Origin of the sequence: Halorussus limi, assembly GCF_023238205.1 — an archaeon.
GTDB classification, from domain to species: domain Archaea; phylum Halobacteriota; class Halobacteria; order Halobacteriales; family Haladaptataceae; genus Halorussus; species Halorussus limi.
Window position 1 is genome coordinate 251698 of sequence record NZ_CP096661.1, and the last position, 18988, is coordinate 270685.

Genomic DNA, 18988 nt, shown 5'->3' on the forward strand with positions numbered 1-18988 from the left:
GGAGAGTTCCGGACCTCGGGACCGGAGACGGCGAGAGTGAATCACACCCAAAGTTCTTTCTCGGCAGATTCTGTATTCGTTCGATGTATGGGCTTCTACAGCGCTTACGATAGCATCACGGTGGACGTCGCAGACGGCGTCGCCACCATCGAATTCCACCGACCCGAGAAGTACAACGCCCTCAACACCGAGGTGATGCTCGACCTCCAGCGGGCGTTCGCCGAACTCCAACTCGACCGGGACATCGACGTCGTGGTCATCACCGGGGAGGGCGAGGACGCTTTCTCCGCGGGCGCGGACATCGAGCAGTACGCCGGGCCCGCCGAGGAACACGACCCCCGTCAGAAGGACCGCCAAGAGCTGTTCTACGACATCTACCGCGCACCGCTCGACCTCCACGCCCCCGTCATCGCCAAGATAGACGGCTACTGCGCGGGCGGTGGCCTGATTCTCGCGATGTACTGCGACATGCGGGTCGCCGCCGAGGGGTCGCAGTTCGGCGTCCCTACCTGTAACATCGGCCAGATTCCGACCGGCGGGTCGAACTACCGCGCGGTCCAACTCGTCGGCGAGGCCAAGGCGAAGGAGCTCGTTCTCACGGCCGGGTTCATCGACGACGAGGAGGCTCACCGCATCGGGCTGGTCAATCACGTGGTCCCGTCCGAGGACCTCAACGAGAAGGTCGCCGGAATCGTGGACGCGATTCAGAGCACCGGCCGGGGCGCTGTCAAGAATTCGAAGAAGGCCATCAACCAGGCCGCCGACGCGCCCGACATCGACGCCGCGAGGGAGTACGAGGCCGACCTCTGGTGGGAGCAGTTCGCCACCGACGAGCGCCGGGACCTCGTGGACGAGTTCAACGAGGAGTAGCGCCCGGCAAATCTTTTTGTCCTCGGGGTCGCGTTGCTATGTCATGTCGAAGCAGGGACCGCTGTCGGACCTGACCGTCGTAGAGATGACTGCCCACCGCGCTGGCCCCTTCTGCGGGGCGCTGCTGGCGGACCTCGGAGCGGAGGTCGTGAAAATCGAACGGCCGGGTATCGGCGACCCGGCCCGTGACCAAGGGGCGGGTCCGGCGGGCAAGTCGGGCTACTTCATGGCGAACAATCGGAACAAGAAGTCGGTCACGCTCGACCTGAAGGCCGACGCGGGACGGGAGGCGGCCCTCGACCTACTCGCCGACGCGGACGTCTTCGTCGAGAACTTCGGCTACGGCGTCACCGACAAACTCGGCATCGGCTACGAGGACGTCCGGGAAGTGAACGAGGAGATAATCTACGCGTCCATCAAGGGGTACGGCGAGACGGGGCCGTCCAAGGAGAAGAAGGGCCTCGACCTCATCCTGCAGGCGGAGGGCGGTATCATGAGCGTGACGGGTCCCGAAGACGGCGACCCCGTGAAGGTCGGACAGGCCATCGGCGACCTGAGCGCGGGGATGTTCGCCGCCATCGCCGTGTTGGCCCGACTTCACGAGCGCGACCGGCGGGCCGGAACCGAGGGAGACGGCGACGGCGAGTTCGTCGGGAAGTTCGACGTCGGCCTGTTCGACGCCATCGTCAGCGTCATGAACGAGTACCTGACCTTCAACTCGATGACCGGCGAGGTTCCCGGTCCCCAGGGGACTTCCCATCAGTCGCTCGTGCCGTACCAGCTGTTCGAGACGGCCGACGGGCACGTCGTGACCGGCGTCCCGAGCGACGAGCGGTGGGACGACTTCGTGGACGTCGTCGGCCGGGAGGAACTCAGGCAGTACCCGACCAACGACGAGCGCGCCGCGAACGCGGAGGAGGTCACCGCGATAATTCAGGAGGAGTTCGCCAAGCGCTCGACCGACCACTGGCTCTCGACGTTGACCGAACACGGGTTCCCGAACGGCCCGCTCAACGACGTGGGCGACGTGGTGGACCACCCGCAGGCGGAGGCGCGAGGACTCGTCCGAGAACACGACGACCCCGACGGCGGCGAGGTCGTCCTGCCCGGCCACCCGGTCAACTTCCCCGACTTCGAGACCGAGATTCGGAGTCCCGCACCTCGGCTGGGCGAACACACCGACGAGGTGTTCGCGGACGTCGCCGACGACCAGACCACGCTGGACGAGTGGCGCGCGGACGGGGCGTTCGGGGGTGCTGGCGGTGGCGAGTGACCGAGAGAACCCCGAGCGCCCCGACCTCGACCCGCTGTTCGCGCCCGAGTCGGTGGCCGTCGTCGGGGCCAGTCCCGACTCGTGGTACTCCTCGCAGTTGATGGACAACCTCCTCGACTACGGCTACGACGGGACGGTGTACCCGGTCAATCCGAGTCGCGACGAGGCGTGGGACCGGACCTGCTACGACACCATCGCGGACGTGCCCGAGGTCGTGGACTTGGCGGTCGTCAGCGTCCCGCGAGAGTACGTGGTGGACGTGGTGACCGCGGCGGGCGAGATGGGCGTGCCCGCCGCGCTCGTCATCACCGCGGGGTTCGCCGAGGCCGACGACGAGGGCGCTCGACTTCAGGCCGAACTGGCCGAGGCGGCCGCCGAACACGATATTCGGGTGTGCGGTCCCAATTGCATCGGACTAGCGAACGCCCGCGAGGGGACGGTACTGACCAGCACCTGCTCGCGGAAGCCGGAACCGGGCAACGTCGGACTGGTCAGCCACTCGGGGGCGCTGGCGTTCACGACCTTCTTCGAGCGCGCCGCCGACGAAGACCTCGCGTTCTCCCACATCGTCTCGACCGGTAACGAGGCCGATCTGACGCTCACAGACTACGTCGAGTACATGGCCGCCGACCCGGCGGTGGACGTCATCTGCGCGTACGTCGAGGGACTCGACCGGCCCCGACGGTTCATGGGGGCGGCCGAGGCCGCCGTCCGCGGGGGTACGCCGGTCCTCGCAGTCAAGATAGGCGGGTCCGCCGCGGCCGAGAGCGCGGCCATGTCTCACACGGGGTCGCTGGTCGGTACCGACGAGGCCTGGGACGCCGTCTGCGACCGGGTCGGGGTCCAACAGGTGCCGGACATCCCCGACCTTCTGGGACGCGCGAGCGCTCACGCGGCGTTCGACCCGCCGTCGTCGAACCGGGTGTGCGTCGCCTCCACGAGCGGGGGGCTGGCGAGTCTGCTCGCGGACATGGCGAGCGAACGCGGCCTCGACGTCCCGCCCTTGGAGGGGGAGACCGAGCGCCGACTGCTCGACATGGAGGGGCTGTTGACCTTCGGCGAACTCCACAACCCCGTGGACATCAGAGGCTACGGCGCGGACCACCTCCCCGAAATCGCCGACGCCCTGTTCGCGGACGACGCGTACGACGCCTACGTGTTCGCGGTCGGCCTCTCGGCGGTGGACGAACGCGCCGATGACATCGCCGACGACCTGCTCGCGGTCGCCGACGCCGCGGACGACCCCGTCCTCTTCCTCTGGACCGGCCGCAAGGACCCCGACGAACTCGGCGACCTACAGCCCTACGAGCGAGTTCGCGAGCAAGTGCCGCTGTTCTACGACCCCGGCCGGTGCATGGACGCGCTCGCCTCGCTGGTCGAGTTCGGGGCGAACCGGGACCGACTCGCGGACCGACCGGCCCGGAGTTACCAGAGGCCCGAGAGCGACCAACGCGAACTCGATGTGCCGACCGACCGGACTCTGACGTGGGGCGAATCCGCCGACCTCCTCTCGGCGTTCGACGTCGAGACCGTCGAGACGCGACTCGCCGAGGGGCCGGACGAGGCGGCGACGGTCGCGTCGGACCTCGGTTTCCCGGTCGTCCTCAAGGTCGATTCGGCCGACGTCCCCCACCGGTCCACAGTCGGCGGCGTGCGGACCGACGTGCGCACCGCGGCCGACGCCCGGGATGCGTACGAGGAGATACTGTCGAGCGTCCGCGAGGCGGTCCCCGACGCCGAGATAGAGGGCGTCCTGATCCAACCGCAGGTCGAAGACGGCGTGGAGGCGCTGACGGGGGTCTCCACCGACCCCGAGTTCGGGCCGCTCGTCGCGGTGGGACCGGGCGGGACGCTCGTCGAGCAGTTCGACGAGCGGGCGTTGCTGGTTCCGCCGTTCACGGCGGCGGAGGCGGCGGACGCTATCGCCGAGACTCGCCTCGATGCGCTCTTAGTCCAATCTGACGCCGACGCGACCGCGCTGGCTGAACTCCTCTCTCGGGTCGGCGACCTCGCTGCGGAGTGCGGGTCGCTCGACGAACTCGACCTCAACCCCGTGCTGGTTCGCGAGTCGGGGGTCGAGGTGGTGGACGCGCTGGTCCGGACTCGGTAACCCTCGGAATTATACTCCGGGCCGCCTCATGTTCGGTCGATGGCTCATCGCTTCAGGGACACCCTCCCGTTGTCCGAGCAGCAGCGCCTGGTGCGTCGAAGCATCAGAGAGATATGCGACAACTTCGACCGCGCGTACTGGCGCGACCGGGCACGAGAGGGAGCCTACCCCCGCGAGTTCGTGGACGAGCTGATAGACAACGGGTGGATGGGTGCGCTCATCCCGGAGGAGTACGGCGGTGCGGGCATGGAGACGAGCGAGGTCGTGGTGATGATGGAGGAGATAGCGGCCAACGGCGGCGGGTTCAGCGCCGCGCAGGCGGTCCACGGGGGCATCTACAACACCGTCCCGCTCGTCGAGTACGGCAGCGAGGAGTTGAAGTCGGAACTGCTGCCGAAAGTAGCCGACGGGGAGGCCTCGATACAGGCGTTCGGACTGACCGAACCCAACGCGGGGTCCGACTCCACGTCCATCGAGACCCGGGCGGAGAAGGACGGCGACGAGTACGTCGTGAACGGACAGAAGATATGGACCTCGCGGGTGGACCAGAGCGACTACCTCGTCCTCGTCGTCCGCACGACTCCCAAGTCCGACGTCGAGAAGTCCACTCGCGGTATCTCGATGTTCCTTATCGACCTCGACGACGCGCTGGCGCAGGGCGCGCTGGAGATGGAGGAGATATCGAAGTCGGTCAGCGAGTTCGTCCACTCCTACGAACTCTGGTTCGAGGACCTCCGCGTACCCGAGGAGAACCTGATAGGGGAGGAAGGCGAGGGGTTCTATCAGGTGCTGGACGGTCTGAACGAGGAACGCCTCGTCATCGCCGCCGAGTGCGTCGGACTCGGCGAGTTAGCCGTCGAGCGTGGCGTCGAGTACGCCAACGAGCGCGAGGTGTTCGGCCGACCCGTCGGGAAGAACCAATCTATCCAGCATCCGCTCGCGGACGCTCACGCCCGCGTCCAGGCCGCCAAGCAGATGACCTACGACGCTGCCGACGCGACCGGCGGGTCGAGCGAGGAGATCGGCGCGCGCGCCAACATGTCGAAGTACCTCGCCGCGGAGGCGTGTTTCGAGGCAGCGGACGCCGCGGTGCAGACCCACGGCGGGTTCGGCGTGGCGACGGAGTACGACGTCGAGCGCTACTTCCGCGAGGCGCGGTTGACCCGACTGGTCCCGATAACGCAGCAACTCGCGCTGAACTACATCGGCGAGAACGTACTCGGACTACCTCGCTCGTACTGACTACCGCGCGAAAGTTTTAGTATCGTCTCGGCGAGTTCTATCGTGAAACGATGGTAGACACCGACGACTCCGAGAGCGACGACCGAGACGCGCCCGAAGGGACCGACGAAGACGCCCGACGACTCGTCTCCGGTTGGCAGGGGCGCTTCTACGAGGACTTCCAGGTCGGCGACATCTACAAACACCCCTACGGGCGGACCGTGACCGAAACCGACAACGTCTGGTTCACGAACGTCAGCATGAACCTCAACCCGATGCACTTCAACGAGGCGTACGCCGCCGAGACGGAGTTTGGCGAGCGCCTCGTGGACGGGACGTTCGTCATCGCCTTGGCCGTCGGGATGAGCGTCATCGACGTCTCGCAGAACGCCACGGCGAACCTCGGCTACGACGACATCCGACACCACGCACCGGTGTTCCACGGTGACACGATATTCGCCGAGAGCGAAGTGCTCGACAAACGCGAGAGCGATTCGCGGGACCACGTTGGAATCGTCACTACCGAACTGCGGGCGTACAATCAGGACGACGACCTCGTCCTGTCGCTCGAACGGACACCCATGGTCCTGAAACGCGAACACGCGCAACCGAGTGCCGCAAAGCCGCCGGGGTGGATAGAAGGGGTCGGAACGCAACCCGAAGACCTCGACTGAGCGGCGCATTCGGCGTCGCCGAATCGAATGCCATCGCTACCGAGACGAACAAGCGCCGGTCTCAGCTTTTTGACCTTGAGAACGGGTTTTACCGCCGTTTCGAGATGGAACCGAGTTAAACGGTGAGAATGTTGTTTCGCAGTCAGCGAATCTACTACCTCGAATCTCTATCGGGGTTCTAATCGCTGTTGGCCGGGGTTTAGCGCTATCCAATTAGACACTACTTAACTGAGAGCGGTATTCTGGTCCAAACCGGAGTTCGTGAGGGCCGAATTATAAGTAGTTCTGGCCAAAAGGCAGACATAGGTATGAGAAACCATGGCGGGGACGGTCGAACGGTCAAGACGACCGAAACGGCGTTCACTATCATCGAAGGGCTCGAAGAGTTGGACGGTGCGCGAGTGACAGAGCTCGCCGACCACCTCGGACTGGCGAACAGCACGGTCCACAGTCACCTCACGACGTTGTACGAGATGGGATACGTGGTCAAGGAGGGCGACGAGTATCTGGTGGGGTCCAAGTTCCTGAAGTTGGGCGAGGCCGTGAAGGAACGGAGGGAAGCCTTCGAGCTGATAAAACCGAAGGTGAAGCAACTGGCCGAAGAGACCGAAGAGCGCTGCCAGTTCATCATCGAGGAGTACGGCCGAGGCGTCTACCTCCACCGGGAGACGGGCGAACAGGCTGTCTGGACCGATTCGGGCCTCGGGAACCGCATCTATCTCCACTCGACCGCCGCCGGAAAGTCCGTACTCGCGAACCTGCCCGAGAGTCGAGTCACGGAGATTCTCGATCAGTGGGGACTCCCGGCGCTCACGGAGAACACGATTACGGACCGCGACGAACTCTTCGAGGAACTGAATCTCATCCGTGAGCAGGGGTACGCCGTCAACAAAGAGGAGAGTACGGAAGGTCTGCGTGCGGTCGGCGTTCCGGTCATGGACGGTACTGACGAACTGGTCGGTGCGCTCAGTGTCTCCGGACCGACACACCGGATGAAGGGCGAGTGGTTCGACCGCGAGATTCCGAATCTCCTACTCGGGACTGCCAACGAACTCGAACTGAACCTGAAGTACTCGTGAACCGTATCGGACCCGATTTCAGCGTTACACCGTCGTTCTGTAACTAGCAAATCCCGGTTACGTGCGCTGTCTCCCCGCCACCGACAGTTGCGTTTCGAACTCCACATTATTGCTAACGGACCGGAAATAAGTTACCTGTTACCTTATCACAATGCTTTACGCGTTTAGTCTTGTAAAGGCATCTACGGACCGGGTGTCGAGGGGACCTCTACAGGCGGTAGTACCACAGACGATAACGGCGTAACGATGTCTACGGCGACTACTCACGATAGCGCTCGATAGGCGGATTGAAAGCGTCTATCAACTGCGTCCGGGGTGCGACGCCTTCGATGCCGTGACGGACTCCGGGATGGACGACGAACGAATCACCGGCGGCCAAACGTCCCTCTCGGTCGCCGAAGAGTTCGATGCAACCGTCGATGACGAACACGGCTTGCACCGTCTCGTCGTGTTCGTGTTCCGGGAACACCGCTCCCTCCGCAACCGTGTAATGGACGAGCATCAGTTCGTCCGTGTACGAGAGGACGCGTCGCTCGATTCCCTCGTACGGTCGGTCGATCTTGGAAGGATTCGTCCAGTTCGTATCGTCGAAGTCTGACATTGGAGTGGACAGATAACGCCCCCGGAGGTAAAGTTTCGGGAGAGACAGTTCGGCGATTTCGGGGAAAGACACGTATCGAACCTCGGGGTCGTATCCGAATTCAGTACCAGTGCCGGTGAATTACCGATACGATACGGCGAAGCGGTTTCGTTGCGTCGGTAGAAAGCCGTCGAGTGGTAACTGCGTACCTTTTTTATCTGGACGACGTAGAGCAACCAGAAATGGACTCCGACGAGAAGACCGAGCAAACGTCGACCGGACACCGGAGTAAAGTCGCCCGCGTCATCGGGGAGTACGGATTGAACGGAACCGGCGACGAACTCGTCGCGTCGTGGACCGACCAGGGCGACGACCAGCGGAGTTTACGCGAGTTGGCGGACCACCTGAATCAGGCGTTGCTACGGACGGCGATGGAAGACGCCGGGATGAATCCACTCGACGGCGAAGTAGAGAACTTCTACCGCCTCCTGACCGACGACGAGACGAGTGCGGGCAACAAAACTGAGGCCGAATCGACGTTGCGACGCGAAGGCATCGCCGTCGAGGAACTGCAACGAAACTTCGTCTCACATCAGGCGGTCCACACCTATCTCACGGAGTACCGTGACGCCGAATGGGAGTCCGAAACCGGAGAGCGGCAACGTGTGGAGAAGACCCTCGACAGCGTGCAACGGTTACAGAGTCGATTAACTGCCGTCTCAGAACAGAACCTACAGAAACTCTCCAACAAGGAGTTGATATCGGTCGGTGACTTCGACATCTTTGTCGACGTCAACGTCTTCTGCGAGGACTGCGGTACGCAACGCGATATCGTCGATCTGCTCACCGAACGCGGGTGCGAGTGTGAGGGGTAGTCCGGCGGCGGATACGTTCCGCATTCGTGGAGGAATGTGGAGTTCACAGCAAGCGGAGTTGTTTAGCTACGGAGGAGTTCGCTACCCCCGACAATAATTAGAAATGTTTGTAGATATATGGACTATCGAATCTAACGATATTACTCGTCGTAGCCCTGGTTTATTTCCCGTAAATGCGAGTAATGCGCATTTATTTCGGGAATTCTTCGTATATTCGCGTATTTTACAGTATTATAGCGTGGGTCCCTCAATAACAAAATGTCATAGAATTTCCAGTCCATTTACCGGAATACACGTCCTTAGTCTGAGTTTTCTCGACTACCGAGTAATCAACTTATATGTATAATTAACTATATTAGCTCTAATTACTTCTGTGTGGGTTTGGACAACGAATCGCTCTCGCTTTCGGACGAAAGCTTTTATCCGCATGCCTCCTTGAGATTGTATGGCACCCCAAGGGAGTCCCCGAAACGGGGAGTCGGAGGAGGCGGCCGATTGGACGGATACCCTCGCCTACGGCGGGGACTCCGAAGCGGCAGTCGAAAAGCTCGATACCCACTCCGACCACTGGAATCGGTGGCACTACGGCGTCTATCTCTCGGCTGTACTGCTGGTCGTCGGACTCTACAGATGGTCGCTGGCGTTCCTCGTCGCGGGATACCTCCTCAGCCCGATTACGATGTACCTCGACTCGCAATATCTCGAAGACGTAACGACCGGGTGGCAACCCGATACCGGTCTCTACCTCGTCGGGTCCCTGCTGTTCCCAGTCTTGATTATTCCTGCGTACCTGTACAAACGACGGGAGCTTCGGGGTCCGTAACAAGTGTCGAGGCTCTCACCACACGGATTTGAACTACATCGACGGACTGTAGCGTGGTCGGCGCATTGAGAAGGAAACGCAGAGATTCAGGTAAAGGGTTGCAAGTACCGCTAAATGTCGGTAATTCGCTCGTACTCGTCCGGGAGAGCGTCGGCGTCCTCGGGGAGGAGTGCGACGACCACGTAATCGACGTAGGACTCGAAATACTCGACGAGCGCTGCGATGCGCTCGGAGTCGATTGCCTCCAGCGAGTCCAACAGCATGAACGGAATCCGTTCGTGAACGTCGTGGACGAGGAACCCGGCCAGCGCGAACACGAGACCCGTCACCTCACGCTCGCTCTCGCTCAGGTGGTCGATGGTGTCCTCGTAGGCGGTGCCCGACTCGGTGCTACGAACGACGTGCAGGTCGAACGTCGTCTTCGAGACCTTACGCCGTCCCTCGCGGACTTCAGTCTCGGTTCGTTCGAGCCAGATACGGTCGAGGTTCGAGTAGTCGAGCACGTCGAGCAGTTCCTCCATGTGCTGGTTGAACGCTTCGACGGCCTCTCGTTCGATGCGGGAGACGCGGGTCCGAAGCTCTTCGAGGTCCGCGTCGATTTCGTCTCGCTCCGCTTCGAGCGACTCCCGTTCGTCGAGTTTGTCCTTGACCTGCGCTATCTCCTCGCGGACCTCCGATAGCTCGTCTCTCAGGCGATCGCACTCGAATTCGAGTTGGTTCGCCTCACGGTGGAGGTCCAGAATCTCGTCGTAGTCTTCGCTCCGAAGCGACTCCACCTCGTCGTTCAGCGTCGTGAGTTCCGATTCGAGGCCCTCGCGTTCGATTCGCAGTTCATCGACGCGCTCTTCGCGGTCGGCGAGTTCGGCTTCCGACTCCTCGATCTGGTTCTCCAGTCGTTCGCGCGTCTGCAATCGGTCCTTCAGTTCGTCTCGTTCCGAGACGAGTTCCGAAATCCGGGTTTCGAGTTCGCGACGGTCGTCGCGTTTCGTCGATTGGAACTCTCGTATCTGTTCGGTCGTCGAGTCTATCTGGTCGCGTTCGACCGCACTCCCGCACGTCCAACACGTCACTTCCTGTTGACCGCCGAGCAGTTGGTCAGTCACTCCGTCGCCGCTCGACGCTCCGGTATCACCGAGCGTTTCGAGAACGTCCGACTCGTAGTCGTCCAGCATGTCTTGGTTGAACTGGATGATGCTCTGCAGTTGGGTGATGTCGGATTCGAGATCCCGTTTCCGTCGTCGAAGTCGGTCGATCTCCGAGTCGAGTTCGTCGATTCGCTCGGCCGGCGCGGCGGGTAGTTGCTCTTCGCGCTCTCGATACTCGTCGAGTTCCTCGCGGAGACGCTCGATGCTCTCTCGATTGGTCTCGATCTCGTAGCGGGTGTCTTCGAGCGCCGACCGGACGTCCTGTAACTCCTCCAATTTCGATTCCAACTCGTCTTTCTCCTCGCGGGTCTCCTCCACGTCCGCGTTCGAGGCGTCGATTTCGGCCTTCTTCGCTTCGAGTTCCTCGCTTGTCTCTTCGAGTTCGCGTTTCAGACGCGTCTCCTCCTCGGCGAGTTTGGGCAGTCGCCGTTCGAGGTCGGAGAGCGATTCGAGGTCGTCGGTGAGTCGGCGTTTCTCCCGTTCGAGTCTGTCGATTTCGGCCTCTATCTCGTCGGTATCGACCGGTCGCATAATGACCTCTCGCAGGTCATCGCTCCGCGCGACCGCCCGCCGCGACTCGTTGTTCTCCAGCAAGAACGCGTAAAGGTCCGGGAGGACGGAGGTATCTACCAGTGGCTCGCCCGTCATGACTACGTCGCTATCGGTCCGCGTGAGCGTCCGCGTGTAGGTGTCGTCACCGATAGTGAGTTCTACATGCCCGCGCTCGGCGTCGGCTTTCAGACTCGCCATGTCGCTTCCGAGAACAGCCATGAGCGCCTGAAGTGTCGACGTACGGTTCGTCGCGTTACGGCCGGTGAGAACGTTGACCCCGTGACGGAAGGTGAGTTCCGTCTCCTCGATACCGCCGACGTTCTCGGCCGAGAGGTGGGCCGTGTCGAGCATTTCGTCCGTAGAATTCATACGTGAGACTATCCACTACGTAGGCCAAAAGTCCTGTCGTACTGTCGTTACTCTGCTATCGGTCGGTGAACAGTCAGAATCGTAGAACAGTATATCGGCTGCTTTCACTACGGTATGCGGTCAGTTCCGTCGATGGTTGTCCTTGAGGGCGACAAAGCGCAGTTCGACCAGGGTGAGCCGATTACGATGGGCGCCGAGGACATCACCGACGTCCGTGAGGCTACCGATGCCGAAATCGTCGTCCACGTGGAGCCCATCGACCACTGTTTGCTTTCCAGCGAAGAATTGCGAGGGTCGAGACTATCCAAACCTTCCCGAGAAGATTATCACGCTCATCACCAAGCAAACCGGCCAAGACATCGAGGTCCTAGTCGAATACGTGTATAGGGTAGGATCTTCCAGTCCGTCTCGATAGTTTGTAGTGGCGGTCGATATCCACTTAGGTGCAGTACAATCGGCAATCATTAGTCGGTGACTTTCGTGTTAAATAGAGGGCACGTATCCACTTGCATGCCGAGTGGGTCTGGACCGAGTCGGGCGGGGTTTCAATCCCGGCGTAGGTGTTCGAGCTTCTGCGACAGAAGACGAGAGAACGCGTTATAATGCCTCCAAAAAACGCCACATTCGAACTGGCCATAACCGTTTCGTCCCATCAGCACCTACGCGTACTCCAACAATGGATACTGATACCGAAATCGGCGAAGTGCAGTCCATAGAGCAACTCGATGACGGAACCATCATACTCGAAGGGGAGAGCGAAGCTCTCGGATTCCGCATCACCGACGAGGATCTGCAGGAGTCCCTCATCAAGGCCGTCCAAAACACCGACCCGTACTGAGTGCCCGAAAATTCCAACGCTCTACATTTCGCACTCTTCCAGTCGGCGGTTGTGATGAATACAGCCTCTGTATTCAACATACCGTTTGCATCCGCCGCAGATGACCCACAGCCGACCGATTCAAACCGCCCGCTACCGGTAGCACCTGAAGATATTATCCCGCTCGACCACCGAGGACCTGTATGCAGTTGTACGACCAGCCAGCGAGACTATCCGGGGGCGAGGGTGCGAGGTCCCAGAACCGATGCCCGAAGGGGGACGTGGCGTGACCGACGACCGACTCCCGGCCGAACACCTCTCGCCGCTCGCCGCGCTCGTCGACGAGGTGCTCGCGGGCGCCGGCTACGAGATGGCGGCCGCCACCGACGCCATCGACGACGCCGTCCCCGGCTACGGCGGTCTGTTCGACCCTTCGACCACCTCGGACGAGTTGCGTCGTGCGCTCGAAAGTCTACTGACGTCGGAACTCACCCGGCCACCCGTCGCCGAACCGACGAGCGATACCTTCGTCCTCTACGTCGACGGCAGTTCGCGCGGTAATCCCGGCCCCGCAGGTGCGGGCGCTGTCATCATGGACGCTGCGGAGGACGAACTCGCCCGTCTCGGCCGACCGGTCGGCTCTCGGACGGGGAACAACACCGCCGAGTACGTCGCCCTCCAACTCGGACTCTCCGAACTGTTGACTCGTTACGAGCCACGCAGGCTCGAAGTGCGCATCGATTCGATGACGGTCATCCGAGACGTCTGGGGCGGCGACGACCCGACGGAACCAGGCGTTGAGGCATACAGCGAGGCCGTCGCGGAAGCACTGTCGAGCATCCCGGAACACCACTACACGCATCTGGCCGACAGCGACCCGAATCCCGCCGACGCACTGGCGACAGTGGGAGCCGATATCGCGGCCTTCGGACCGGGATAGGAGAGATACACCGCTTCCAATCCGAAATCCGGCTCTGTTGAGTCCTCAGAAGTTACTAGAAACTACATACATCCTTGGTATTCAGCATGCTATTTCTGCCGGGGGTTGGGTAGGTCGGGAGTGACTTGCAAGATACAGCGTGCGTATCGGTCAGCGGTGACTCGTTACGTGCCGCAAACGGAATTACCAGTTCAGGATTACGGATTCATGCAAGCAGACGCGACTATTTCAACATCCGAGTCTACAGACAAACAGAAAACATTTCTCCGAGCCATCTAATCCTCAGTCCATGTCGCCCTCCGCCACCCGACGCGGCCTCCTCCGCACAGCGACTGGACTCGCCGTCAGCACTACCGTCGCTGGCTGTAACCAACAGAAGCCGTCAGACCGGACGACCTCCAGAACTACCACATCCGGAACCACGACCGAGTCCCCGACGCTCGTCGACATCAAACGGGAATCGTATCTGGCGAAAGCGTGGACTCTCTCAGAGGGCACCTTCCGCTTCCCGGAAACTGACGCTGTCCCTCTCTCGGACCTCGACAAGTCCGTCCGTGACGCTGTCCGTACTGCCATCGAGTCCTCACCTTACGAGACTCGGGATGCTACACAGGCATTTCTCGACAGTATCGACGGCGTCAACCTAGTTGCGTACAACGGCACAGTCTGGGACATCGAGCACACGTTCCCAACCGTGACCGTTCGTCTCGACACCGATATCTCCAAGAGCGAACCCGTCAAAAACCGCACCGTCGCGTCCAACAGCGAGGACGTCCAGTCGAACGATGCCATCCAAGAAGTGGTCTCGACCATCGCTTCCCTTGGCGTCGAAACCCAACGACGTCCCTACGAGACCACCCGACTCGAACCCTCCGTCCGAGACTTCCTCGACCGATACGACTACATCGAGACCCCGCAAGGCGTTGGCGAAATCGTCATCTCCCGAACCAAACGCGCTCCACCGCACACCGTTCGTGCGCAGGAAGTTACTGACGAGGAACTCTACGGTCGCCGCGTCTGGGAGGCCACCGAGTACGGCCCGCCGACGAGAGATTTCATCGACCGCGTCCTCACCAGTGACCGGAAGACACCAGGTAACTATCAGGACCGCATCCACACTACCTATCCGGATGAGGTCCCCCGACAGTTCGCCAAGGACCTCAACCACGACAGTAACTACGTCCGCGTTGACGACGCGGTCTACGTGTTCGAGACTCGCCACGTCCATTGGGACGAACTCCCGCTTGCGTTCCACGCGACCGTCTCCGAAGAGAATGCAGAGACAGCTGGCTCCGTTGATATCCGGCTCTCCGTGCAGAATACCGCTGACCACAGTGTCCAACTGCAGATGGCCGGCATCGCCCCATTCGGTGTACTCTGGGCGTACGGCCTCGGCGGCGAACACGTCCTCTGGAACGATGCGTACGAACAGACCGAGAACGTAGTTATCGAGGGCCAGAGCGTCACTCCGGAGTCACACGCAGAGATGGACCTCCTGCCGGGCCGGACCGAGTCTGCGACCTACCGCCTCGGCCACGACCAGCTGGGAGGCGATGAGTCCCTTCAGACGGGGACTTACGAGGCGCTCGGCACAATTTGGGCGAAGTGGCCGACGTACGAGGGCGCGAAGGAGTACGACTGGTGGAATCAACTCTTCCCATACACCCTCACCATCACCGTTCCCTGACCTCCGCGTAGCGGAGCGTTGTTAGTAGCGGCCGTCCGCTGGCACCATCCGAGATTTTCACTCTCCTCGGGGATGCGGTCGAGTTGTTCCCGGTGGCGAATCTCGTTCGATGCATGGGACGCGCGCAGGTAGTTGTCGAGAGTCTGTCACCACCAAGGCATTTTTGGAGGGTGCTAATTCGCGCAAAGCCGAACATCAGAGCGAAATAAGTGCAACTGTTGCAACGAGCTAATCGCACGAGGGAGAGGGCGTCGTTATCGGTGCGATAAGCGAGGGCTTACCCGCTTTATAGTAATGGACGCCCCGGCCGACCCTGACAGTATGGCCTACAGCACGACCCGACGGAGTCGTCTGGCGGGACAGATGCAGAGCGCGACGGCGTCGAACGACCGGACCGCGACCGACGGGCGGGTGAGCTGAGATGTGCGGCATCATCGCGCGCATCGGCGCGGACGACGGCGTGGACCGACTGCTCGGCGGTCTCGAACGACTCGAATACCGCGGCTACGACTCCGCGGGCATCGCGGTGGAGAACGGCGCGGGACTCGCCGTCCAGAAGTGTAGCGGCCGCGTCGACGACCTCAAGGAGTCGGTCGACGACAGCGGCGTCTACGGCGGTATCGGCATCGGGCACACGCGCTGGAGTACCCACGGCCCGCCGACCGACGACAACGCCCACCCCCACACCGGCGCGACCGGAGAGGTCGCGGTGGTCCACAACGGCGTCGTCGAGAACCACGCCGAACTCCGCGCGGAGTTGGAGGCCGCGGGCCACGAGTTCACCAGCGACACCGACACCGAGGTCATCCCGCACCTCTTCGAGCGCCACCTCGCGGACAACGACCCCGAGACGGCCTTCCGAGAGGCGGTCCGGGACCTCGACGGAAGCTACGCCATCGCCGCGATGGTCGAGGGCGAGGACGCGGTCTTCGCCGCGAGGCAGGGGTCGCCGCTGGTGCTGGGCGTGGACGACGAGGAGTACTTCCTCGCCAGCGACGTGCCCGCGTTCCTCGAACACACCGACGAGGTGATCTACTTCGAAGACGACGAGGTCGGCGTCGTCCGACCCGGTGACGTGGAACTCTCGACGCTCGACGGCGACCCGGTCGAGCGGTCGAGCGAAGTCGTCTCGTGGGACCCCGAGGAGACCGGCAAGGGCGGCTACGACCACTACATGCGCAAGGAAATCGAGACCCAGCACGTCTCGCTGGCGAACGGAATCAAGGGCCGAGTCGGACCCGACGGCCGGGAACCCGACCTCGACGACTTCCCGCCGGGCGCGTTCGAGGGCGTCGAGCGCGTCCAGTTCGTCGCCTGCGGCACCTCGTTCCACGCCGCGAAGTACGGCACCCAACTGCTCAACAAGGCCGGGGTCGCCGCCCAAGCGTTCCGGGCCAGCGAGTACGACGACGCGATTCCGGTCGACCGCGAGACGCTGGTCGTCGCGGTGACCCAGAGCGGCGAGACCGCAGACACCCTCGCGGCGCTCGACCGCGCGACGAAGGCGGGCGCGCGTACGGTCGCGGTGACGAACGTGATGGGGTCCTCCGCGGCCCGGGAGGCCGACGACGCGCTGTTCATCCGGGCCGGCCCCGAAATCGGGGTCGCGGCGACCAAGACGTTCTCCTCGCAGGTCGTCTCGCTCTCGCTTCTGGCCCACCGGGTCTCGGCCGACGCGGCGGACGAATCGCCGTGGGACGACCCGGCGGCGTTCTACGACGCGCTCGAACGCCTCCCCGACCACGTCGAACGCGTCCTCGGCCGGGAGGACGCGGCGGGGGTCGCCGACGACTACCTCGGGAGCGACGCCTTCTTCTTCATCGGCCGGGGTCTCGCCTACCCGGTCGCCATCGAGGGCGCGCTCAAGTTCAAGGAGATAACTTACGAACACGCCGAGGGGTTCGCCGCCGGCGAACTCAAGCACGGCCCGCTCGCGCTCGTCACGCCCCGCACACCCGTCTTCACGGTCGTCACGGGCGACGACGACGAGACGACGGTGACGAACGCTCGGGAGGCCCAGACCCGCGGCGCGCCCATCGTCGCGGTCTCTCCGCCGGACCACACCGTCACCGACGCGGCCGACGCCCACCTGCCGATTCCGGACACCCACCCGGACATCGCGGGTCTGCTGGCGAACGTCCAACTCCAACTGCTGTCGTACCACACCGCCGACCGACTCGGCCGCGCCATCGACAAGCCGCGCAACCTCGCCAAGAGCGTCACCGTCGAGTGAGCGCGAATGAACCGAGAACTGTTCGGCGTCTTCGGCGACCGGGCGGCGTTCGCGCGGTTCCGAGAACCGTCGTCGTTCGACTGCGTGGTCGAGGGCGACTCGATGACTGTCGGCGTCCGCGACGTCGGATTCGGAATCCCGGGCCGGACGGACGCACACGCGGGCGACGACGGCCTCTGCGTCCTCTGGGGCGAGGCGTACCTCCCGGAAGCGACCACGACGCCCGCCAAGCGGATGCTGGAGCGCGCCCTCGCGGCGGGTCCCGACGTGCTGGCCGACGTGAACGGGTCGCACCTCGCCGCGGTCGACGGGGGCGACTCGGCCTACGTCGCCACCGACCCGGCCCGGACGTGGGACTGCTTCTACACCGACGCGCCCGGCGTCAGGGTGTTCGGTAGCGACGCCTTCGAGGTGGCGCGCGCGATTCCCGACCCGACGGTCCGCCGGGACAGCCTGCTCGAATTCCTCCACCTCGGCGTGGTGCTGGGCGACGCGACCCTCGTGGACGAACTCCGCCGGGTGCCGTTCGACGGCCGCCTCCACGCCGACCGCACCGAGACGTTCGACCGGTTCGCATACCGGCCGACCGAGTTCGACCACGTCGAGCAACTCGCGGTCCGCCTCGAACGCGCGCTCGAACGCCGGGCGCGGCTTCCGGGTCGGAAGGGCTTGCTCCTGAGCGCGGGCTACGACTCGCGGGCCTTCCTCGCCGGAGCGACCGACGTGAACGCCTGTTACACCGTGACGCGACAGGGCGGCCGCGAGGCCGCGGTGGCCGGACGCATCGCCGACCAGTACGGCAGCGACCACGACGCCTTCGAGGCCGACGGCGACTACCTGAACACCGACTTCGAGACGATTCGGTACGCCAACGGTATCCGCGAGTCCATCCACATCCATCAGGGAGGCTACGCCGACCGCATGGACGCCGACGCGATGTACCACGGCCTGCTGTTCGACACGTTCCTCCGGGGCCACTTCCTCCCCCGCGACGCGGTCGAGGCGTGGGGGTATCGGCTCCCCCGGTCGAAACTGGCGACCGACTTCGACCCCGCGAGACGCCTCGTGACCGACAAGTTCGGGTTCGTCCCGCTGAGCGACCGCGCCGCCGACTTCGGCGTGGGCGTCGAGAGTCTCGACTTCGCCCGCGACGCCGTGGACCGGGAGTTCGACCGACTTGACGACCGCTACGACTCGCCGCACAACGGCTGTGCGGCCGTCGGCGTCGCCAACCAGCCGACCCACCCGTTCCGGACTCACTTGGCGAACCACTTCCTCGAAGCGTTCCCAGCGGCCGACGCCGAACTGCTGGACTGGCACCTCCGGACCCCGCCCGAACACCGCAACACTCGGACCTTCCGGCGGGCGCTGGAGCGCATCGACTCGGACGTGCTTCGACACCGACCGCCCGACAGACCCCACGACTCGGCGACACTCAACGAGATAGAGCAGTTCGTCCGGGCGCGGACGCCGTTCCTCGAGTCCTTCGAGAACGCGTGGCCGGACCGCCGCCGGGAGTACGACCGGGCGAACTTGGACGCCGAACTGTTCCCCGACCGACCGGCGATTCAGGAGCTACCGGTCAGGCTGAAGCTCCGCATCAACGACGCCCGGACGTGGCTCGGGCGACTGGAGCGCGATTCGGCTCCCGAGGCCCGAGCGATTCTGTCGCCGCCCGCCGACCGGTTTCGGCTTCGGTCGGTGTGACGCCGGGTGTGCGTCGCGTCGGTCGTCTCGCTA

The 18988-nt window shown here is 63.2% G+C and carries 16 protein-coding genes and 1 pseudogene; 15 read left to right on the forward strand and 2 right to left on the reverse strand.

Features of this window, described 5'->3' with window-relative positions; all coding sequences use genetic code 11:
- Positions 1-87 precede the first annotated feature (87 nt).
- From M0R89_RS21400 to M0R89_RS21425, 6 genes are all read left to right on the forward strand, one after another.
- Positions 88-870 carry an enoyl-CoA hydratase/isomerase family protein gene (locus tag M0R89_RS21400; protein ID WP_248652786.1) on the forward strand — a complete coding sequence of 261 codons (783 nt, stop codon included), beginning with the start codon at positions 88-90 and terminating at the stop codon, positions 868-870.
- 43 nt (positions 871-913) lie between these two features.
- Positions 914-2143 (forward strand): CaiB/BaiF CoA transferase family protein, encoded by a 1230-nt coding sequence (locus M0R89_RS21405; protein ID WP_248652787.1) that lies wholly within the window; start codon positions 914-916, stop codon positions 2141-2143.
- Positions 2133-4253, forward strand: a complete 2121-nt coding sequence (locus M0R89_RS21410; protein ID WP_248652788.1) for an acetate--CoA ligase family protein — start codon at positions 2133-2135, stop codon at positions 4251-4253. The genes M0R89_RS21405 and M0R89_RS21410 overlap by 11 nt, the downstream gene beginning before the upstream one ends.
- A gap of 39 nt (positions 4254-4292) precedes the next feature.
- Positions 4293-5495 carry an acyl-CoA dehydrogenase family protein gene (locus tag M0R89_RS21415; RefSeq protein ID WP_248652789.1) on the forward strand — a complete coding sequence of 401 codons (1203 nt, stop codon included), beginning with the start codon at positions 4293-4295 and terminating at the stop codon, positions 5493-5495.
- 50 nt (positions 5496-5545) lie between these two features.
- Positions 5546-6148: a MaoC family dehydratase gene (locus M0R89_RS21420; protein WP_248652790.1), complete on the forward strand. Its 603-nt coding sequence runs from the start codon at positions 5546-5548 to the stop codon at positions 6146-6148.
- A gap of 308 nt (positions 6149-6456) precedes the next feature.
- Positions 6457-7227, forward strand: coding sequence for an IclR family transcriptional regulator (locus tag M0R89_RS21425; protein WP_248652791.1), 771 nt, complete (start codon positions 6457-6459; stop codon positions 7225-7227).
- Positions 7228-7486: 259 nt separating this feature from the next.
- Here M0R89_RS21425 and M0R89_RS21430 read toward each other — a convergent pair whose 3' ends face one another.
- Positions 7487-7828 (reverse strand): cupin domain-containing protein, encoded by a 342-nt coding sequence (locus tag M0R89_RS21430; protein ID WP_248652792.1) that lies wholly within the window; start codon positions 7826-7828, stop codon positions 7487-7489.
- Between the two features lie 221 nt (positions 7829-8049).
- Here M0R89_RS21430 and rdfA point away from each other — a divergent pair, with 221 nt between their 5' ends.
- Both rdfA and M0R89_RS21440 read left to right on the forward strand, forming a co-directional pair.
- Complete coding sequence (gene rdfA / locus M0R89_RS21435) at positions 8050-8682, forward strand: rod-determining factor RdfA (protein WP_248652793.1); 633 nt, start codon at positions 8050-8052, stop codon at positions 8680-8682.
- 445 nt (positions 8683-9127) lie between these two features.
- Positions 9128-9505 carry a hypothetical protein gene (locus tag M0R89_RS21440; RefSeq protein ID WP_248652794.1) on the forward strand — a complete coding sequence of 126 codons (378 nt, stop codon included), beginning with the start codon at positions 9128-9130 and terminating at the stop codon, positions 9503-9505.
- A gap of 110 nt (positions 9506-9615) precedes the next feature.
- Here the strand turns inward: M0R89_RS21440 and M0R89_RS21445 are convergent, their stop codons facing one another.
- On the reverse strand, positions 9616-11571 hold the full coding sequence (locus tag M0R89_RS21445; RefSeq protein WP_248652795.1) for an archaea-specific SMC-related protein: 1956 nt from the start codon (positions 11569-11571) through the stop codon (positions 9616-9618).
- A gap of 117 nt (positions 11572-11688) precedes the next feature.
- On the opposite strand from M0R89_RS21445, the pseudogene M0R89_RS21450 reads away from it, so the two are divergent.
- The 7 genes and pseudogenes from M0R89_RS21450 to M0R89_RS21475 all read left to right on the forward strand — a co-directional run.
- Positions 11689-11958 (forward strand): annotated as a pseudogene (locus M0R89_RS21450) (hypothetical protein); the annotation flags it as partial.
- A 289-nt stretch (positions 11959-12247) separates the two neighbouring features.
- The gene (locus M0R89_RS21455; RefSeq protein ID WP_248652796.1) at positions 12248-12409 is read left to right on the forward strand and encodes a hypothetical protein; all 162 of its coding nucleotides are present in this window, start codon (positions 12248-12250) and stop codon (positions 12407-12409) included.
- A 265-nt stretch (positions 12410-12674) separates the two neighbouring features.
- Entirely contained in the window at positions 12675-13328 is a 654-nt protein-coding gene (locus M0R89_RS21460) for a ribonuclease HI family protein (RefSeq protein WP_248652979.1), read from the forward strand.
- A 289-nt stretch (positions 13329-13617) separates the two neighbouring features.
- Positions 13618-15015 carry a DUF8130 domain-containing protein gene (locus M0R89_RS21465; RefSeq protein ID WP_248652797.1) on the forward strand — a complete coding sequence of 466 codons (1398 nt, stop codon included), beginning with the start codon at positions 13618-13620 and terminating at the stop codon, positions 15013-15015.
- 294 nt (positions 15016-15309) lie between these two features.
- Positions 15310-15435 (forward strand): hypothetical protein, encoded by a 126-nt coding sequence (locus M0R89_RS23355; RefSeq protein ID WP_256478574.1) that lies wholly within the window; start codon positions 15310-15312, stop codon positions 15433-15435.
- 1 nt (position 15436) lies between these two features.
- Positions 15437-17248, forward strand: coding sequence for a glutamine--fructose-6-phosphate transaminase (isomerizing) (gene glmS / locus M0R89_RS21470; protein ID WP_248652798.1), 1812 nt, complete (start codon positions 15437-15439; stop codon positions 17246-17248).
- Positions 17249-17254: 6 nt separating this feature from the next.
- Positions 17255-18955: an asparagine synthetase B family protein gene (locus M0R89_RS21475; protein ID WP_248652799.1), complete on the forward strand. Its 1701-nt coding sequence runs from the start codon at positions 17255-17257 to the stop codon at positions 18953-18955.
- Positions 18956-18988 lie beyond the last annotated feature (33 nt).

What these genes read in the sequence shown, in the direction of transcription:
- M0R89_RS21475 (WP_248652799.1), top strand. Translation starts at nt 17,255, where the DNA reads ATGAACCGAGAACTGTTCGGCGTCTTCGGCGACCGGGCGGCGTTCGCG.
- M0R89_RS21400 (WP_248652786.1), top strand. Translation starts at nt 88, where the DNA reads ATGGGCTTCTACAGCGCTTACGATAGCATCACGGTGGACGTCGCAGAC.
- M0R89_RS21465 (WP_248652797.1), top strand. Translation starts at nt 13,618, where the DNA reads ATGTCGCCCTCCGCCACCCGACGCGGCCTCCTCCGCACAGCGACTGGA.
- M0R89_RS21425 (WP_248652791.1), top strand. Translation starts at nt 6,457, where the DNA reads ATGAGAAACCATGGCGGGGACGGTCGAACGGTCAAGACGACCGAAACG.
- glmS (WP_248652798.1), top strand. Translation starts at nt 15,437, where the DNA reads ATGTGCGGCATCATCGCGCGCATCGGCGCGGACGACGGCGTGGACCGA.
- M0R89_RS23355 (WP_256478574.1), top strand. Translation starts at nt 15,310, where the DNA reads ATGGACGCCCCGGCCGACCCTGACAGTATGGCCTACAGCACGACCCGA.
- M0R89_RS21430 (WP_248652792.1), bottom strand. Translation starts at nt 7,828, where the DNA reads ATGTCAGACTTCGACGATACGAACTGGACGAATCCTTCCAAGATCGAC.
- M0R89_RS21455 (WP_248652796.1), top strand. Translation starts at nt 12,248, where the DNA reads ATGGATACTGATACCGAAATCGGCGAAGTGCAGTCCATAGAGCAACTC.
- rdfA (WP_248652793.1), top strand. Translation starts at nt 8,050, where the DNA reads ATGGACTCCGACGAGAAGACCGAGCAAACGTCGACCGGACACCGGAGT.
- M0R89_RS21445 (WP_248652795.1), bottom strand. Translation starts at nt 11,571, where the DNA reads ATGAATTCTACGGACGAAATGCTCGACACGGCCCACCTCTCGGCCGAG.
- M0R89_RS21405 (WP_248652787.1), top strand. Translation starts at nt 914, where the DNA reads ATGTCGAAGCAGGGACCGCTGTCGGACCTGACCGTCGTAGAGATGACT.
- M0R89_RS21440 (WP_248652794.1), top strand. Translation starts at nt 9,128, where the DNA reads ATGGCACCCCAAGGGAGTCCCCGAAACGGGGAGTCGGAGGAGGCGGCC.
- M0R89_RS21420 (WP_248652790.1), top strand. Translation starts at nt 5,546, where the DNA reads ATGGTAGACACCGACGACTCCGAGAGCGACGACCGAGACGCGCCCGAA.
- M0R89_RS21415 (WP_248652789.1), top strand. Translation starts at nt 4,293, where the DNA reads ATGGCTCATCGCTTCAGGGACACCCTCCCGTTGTCCGAGCAGCAGCGC.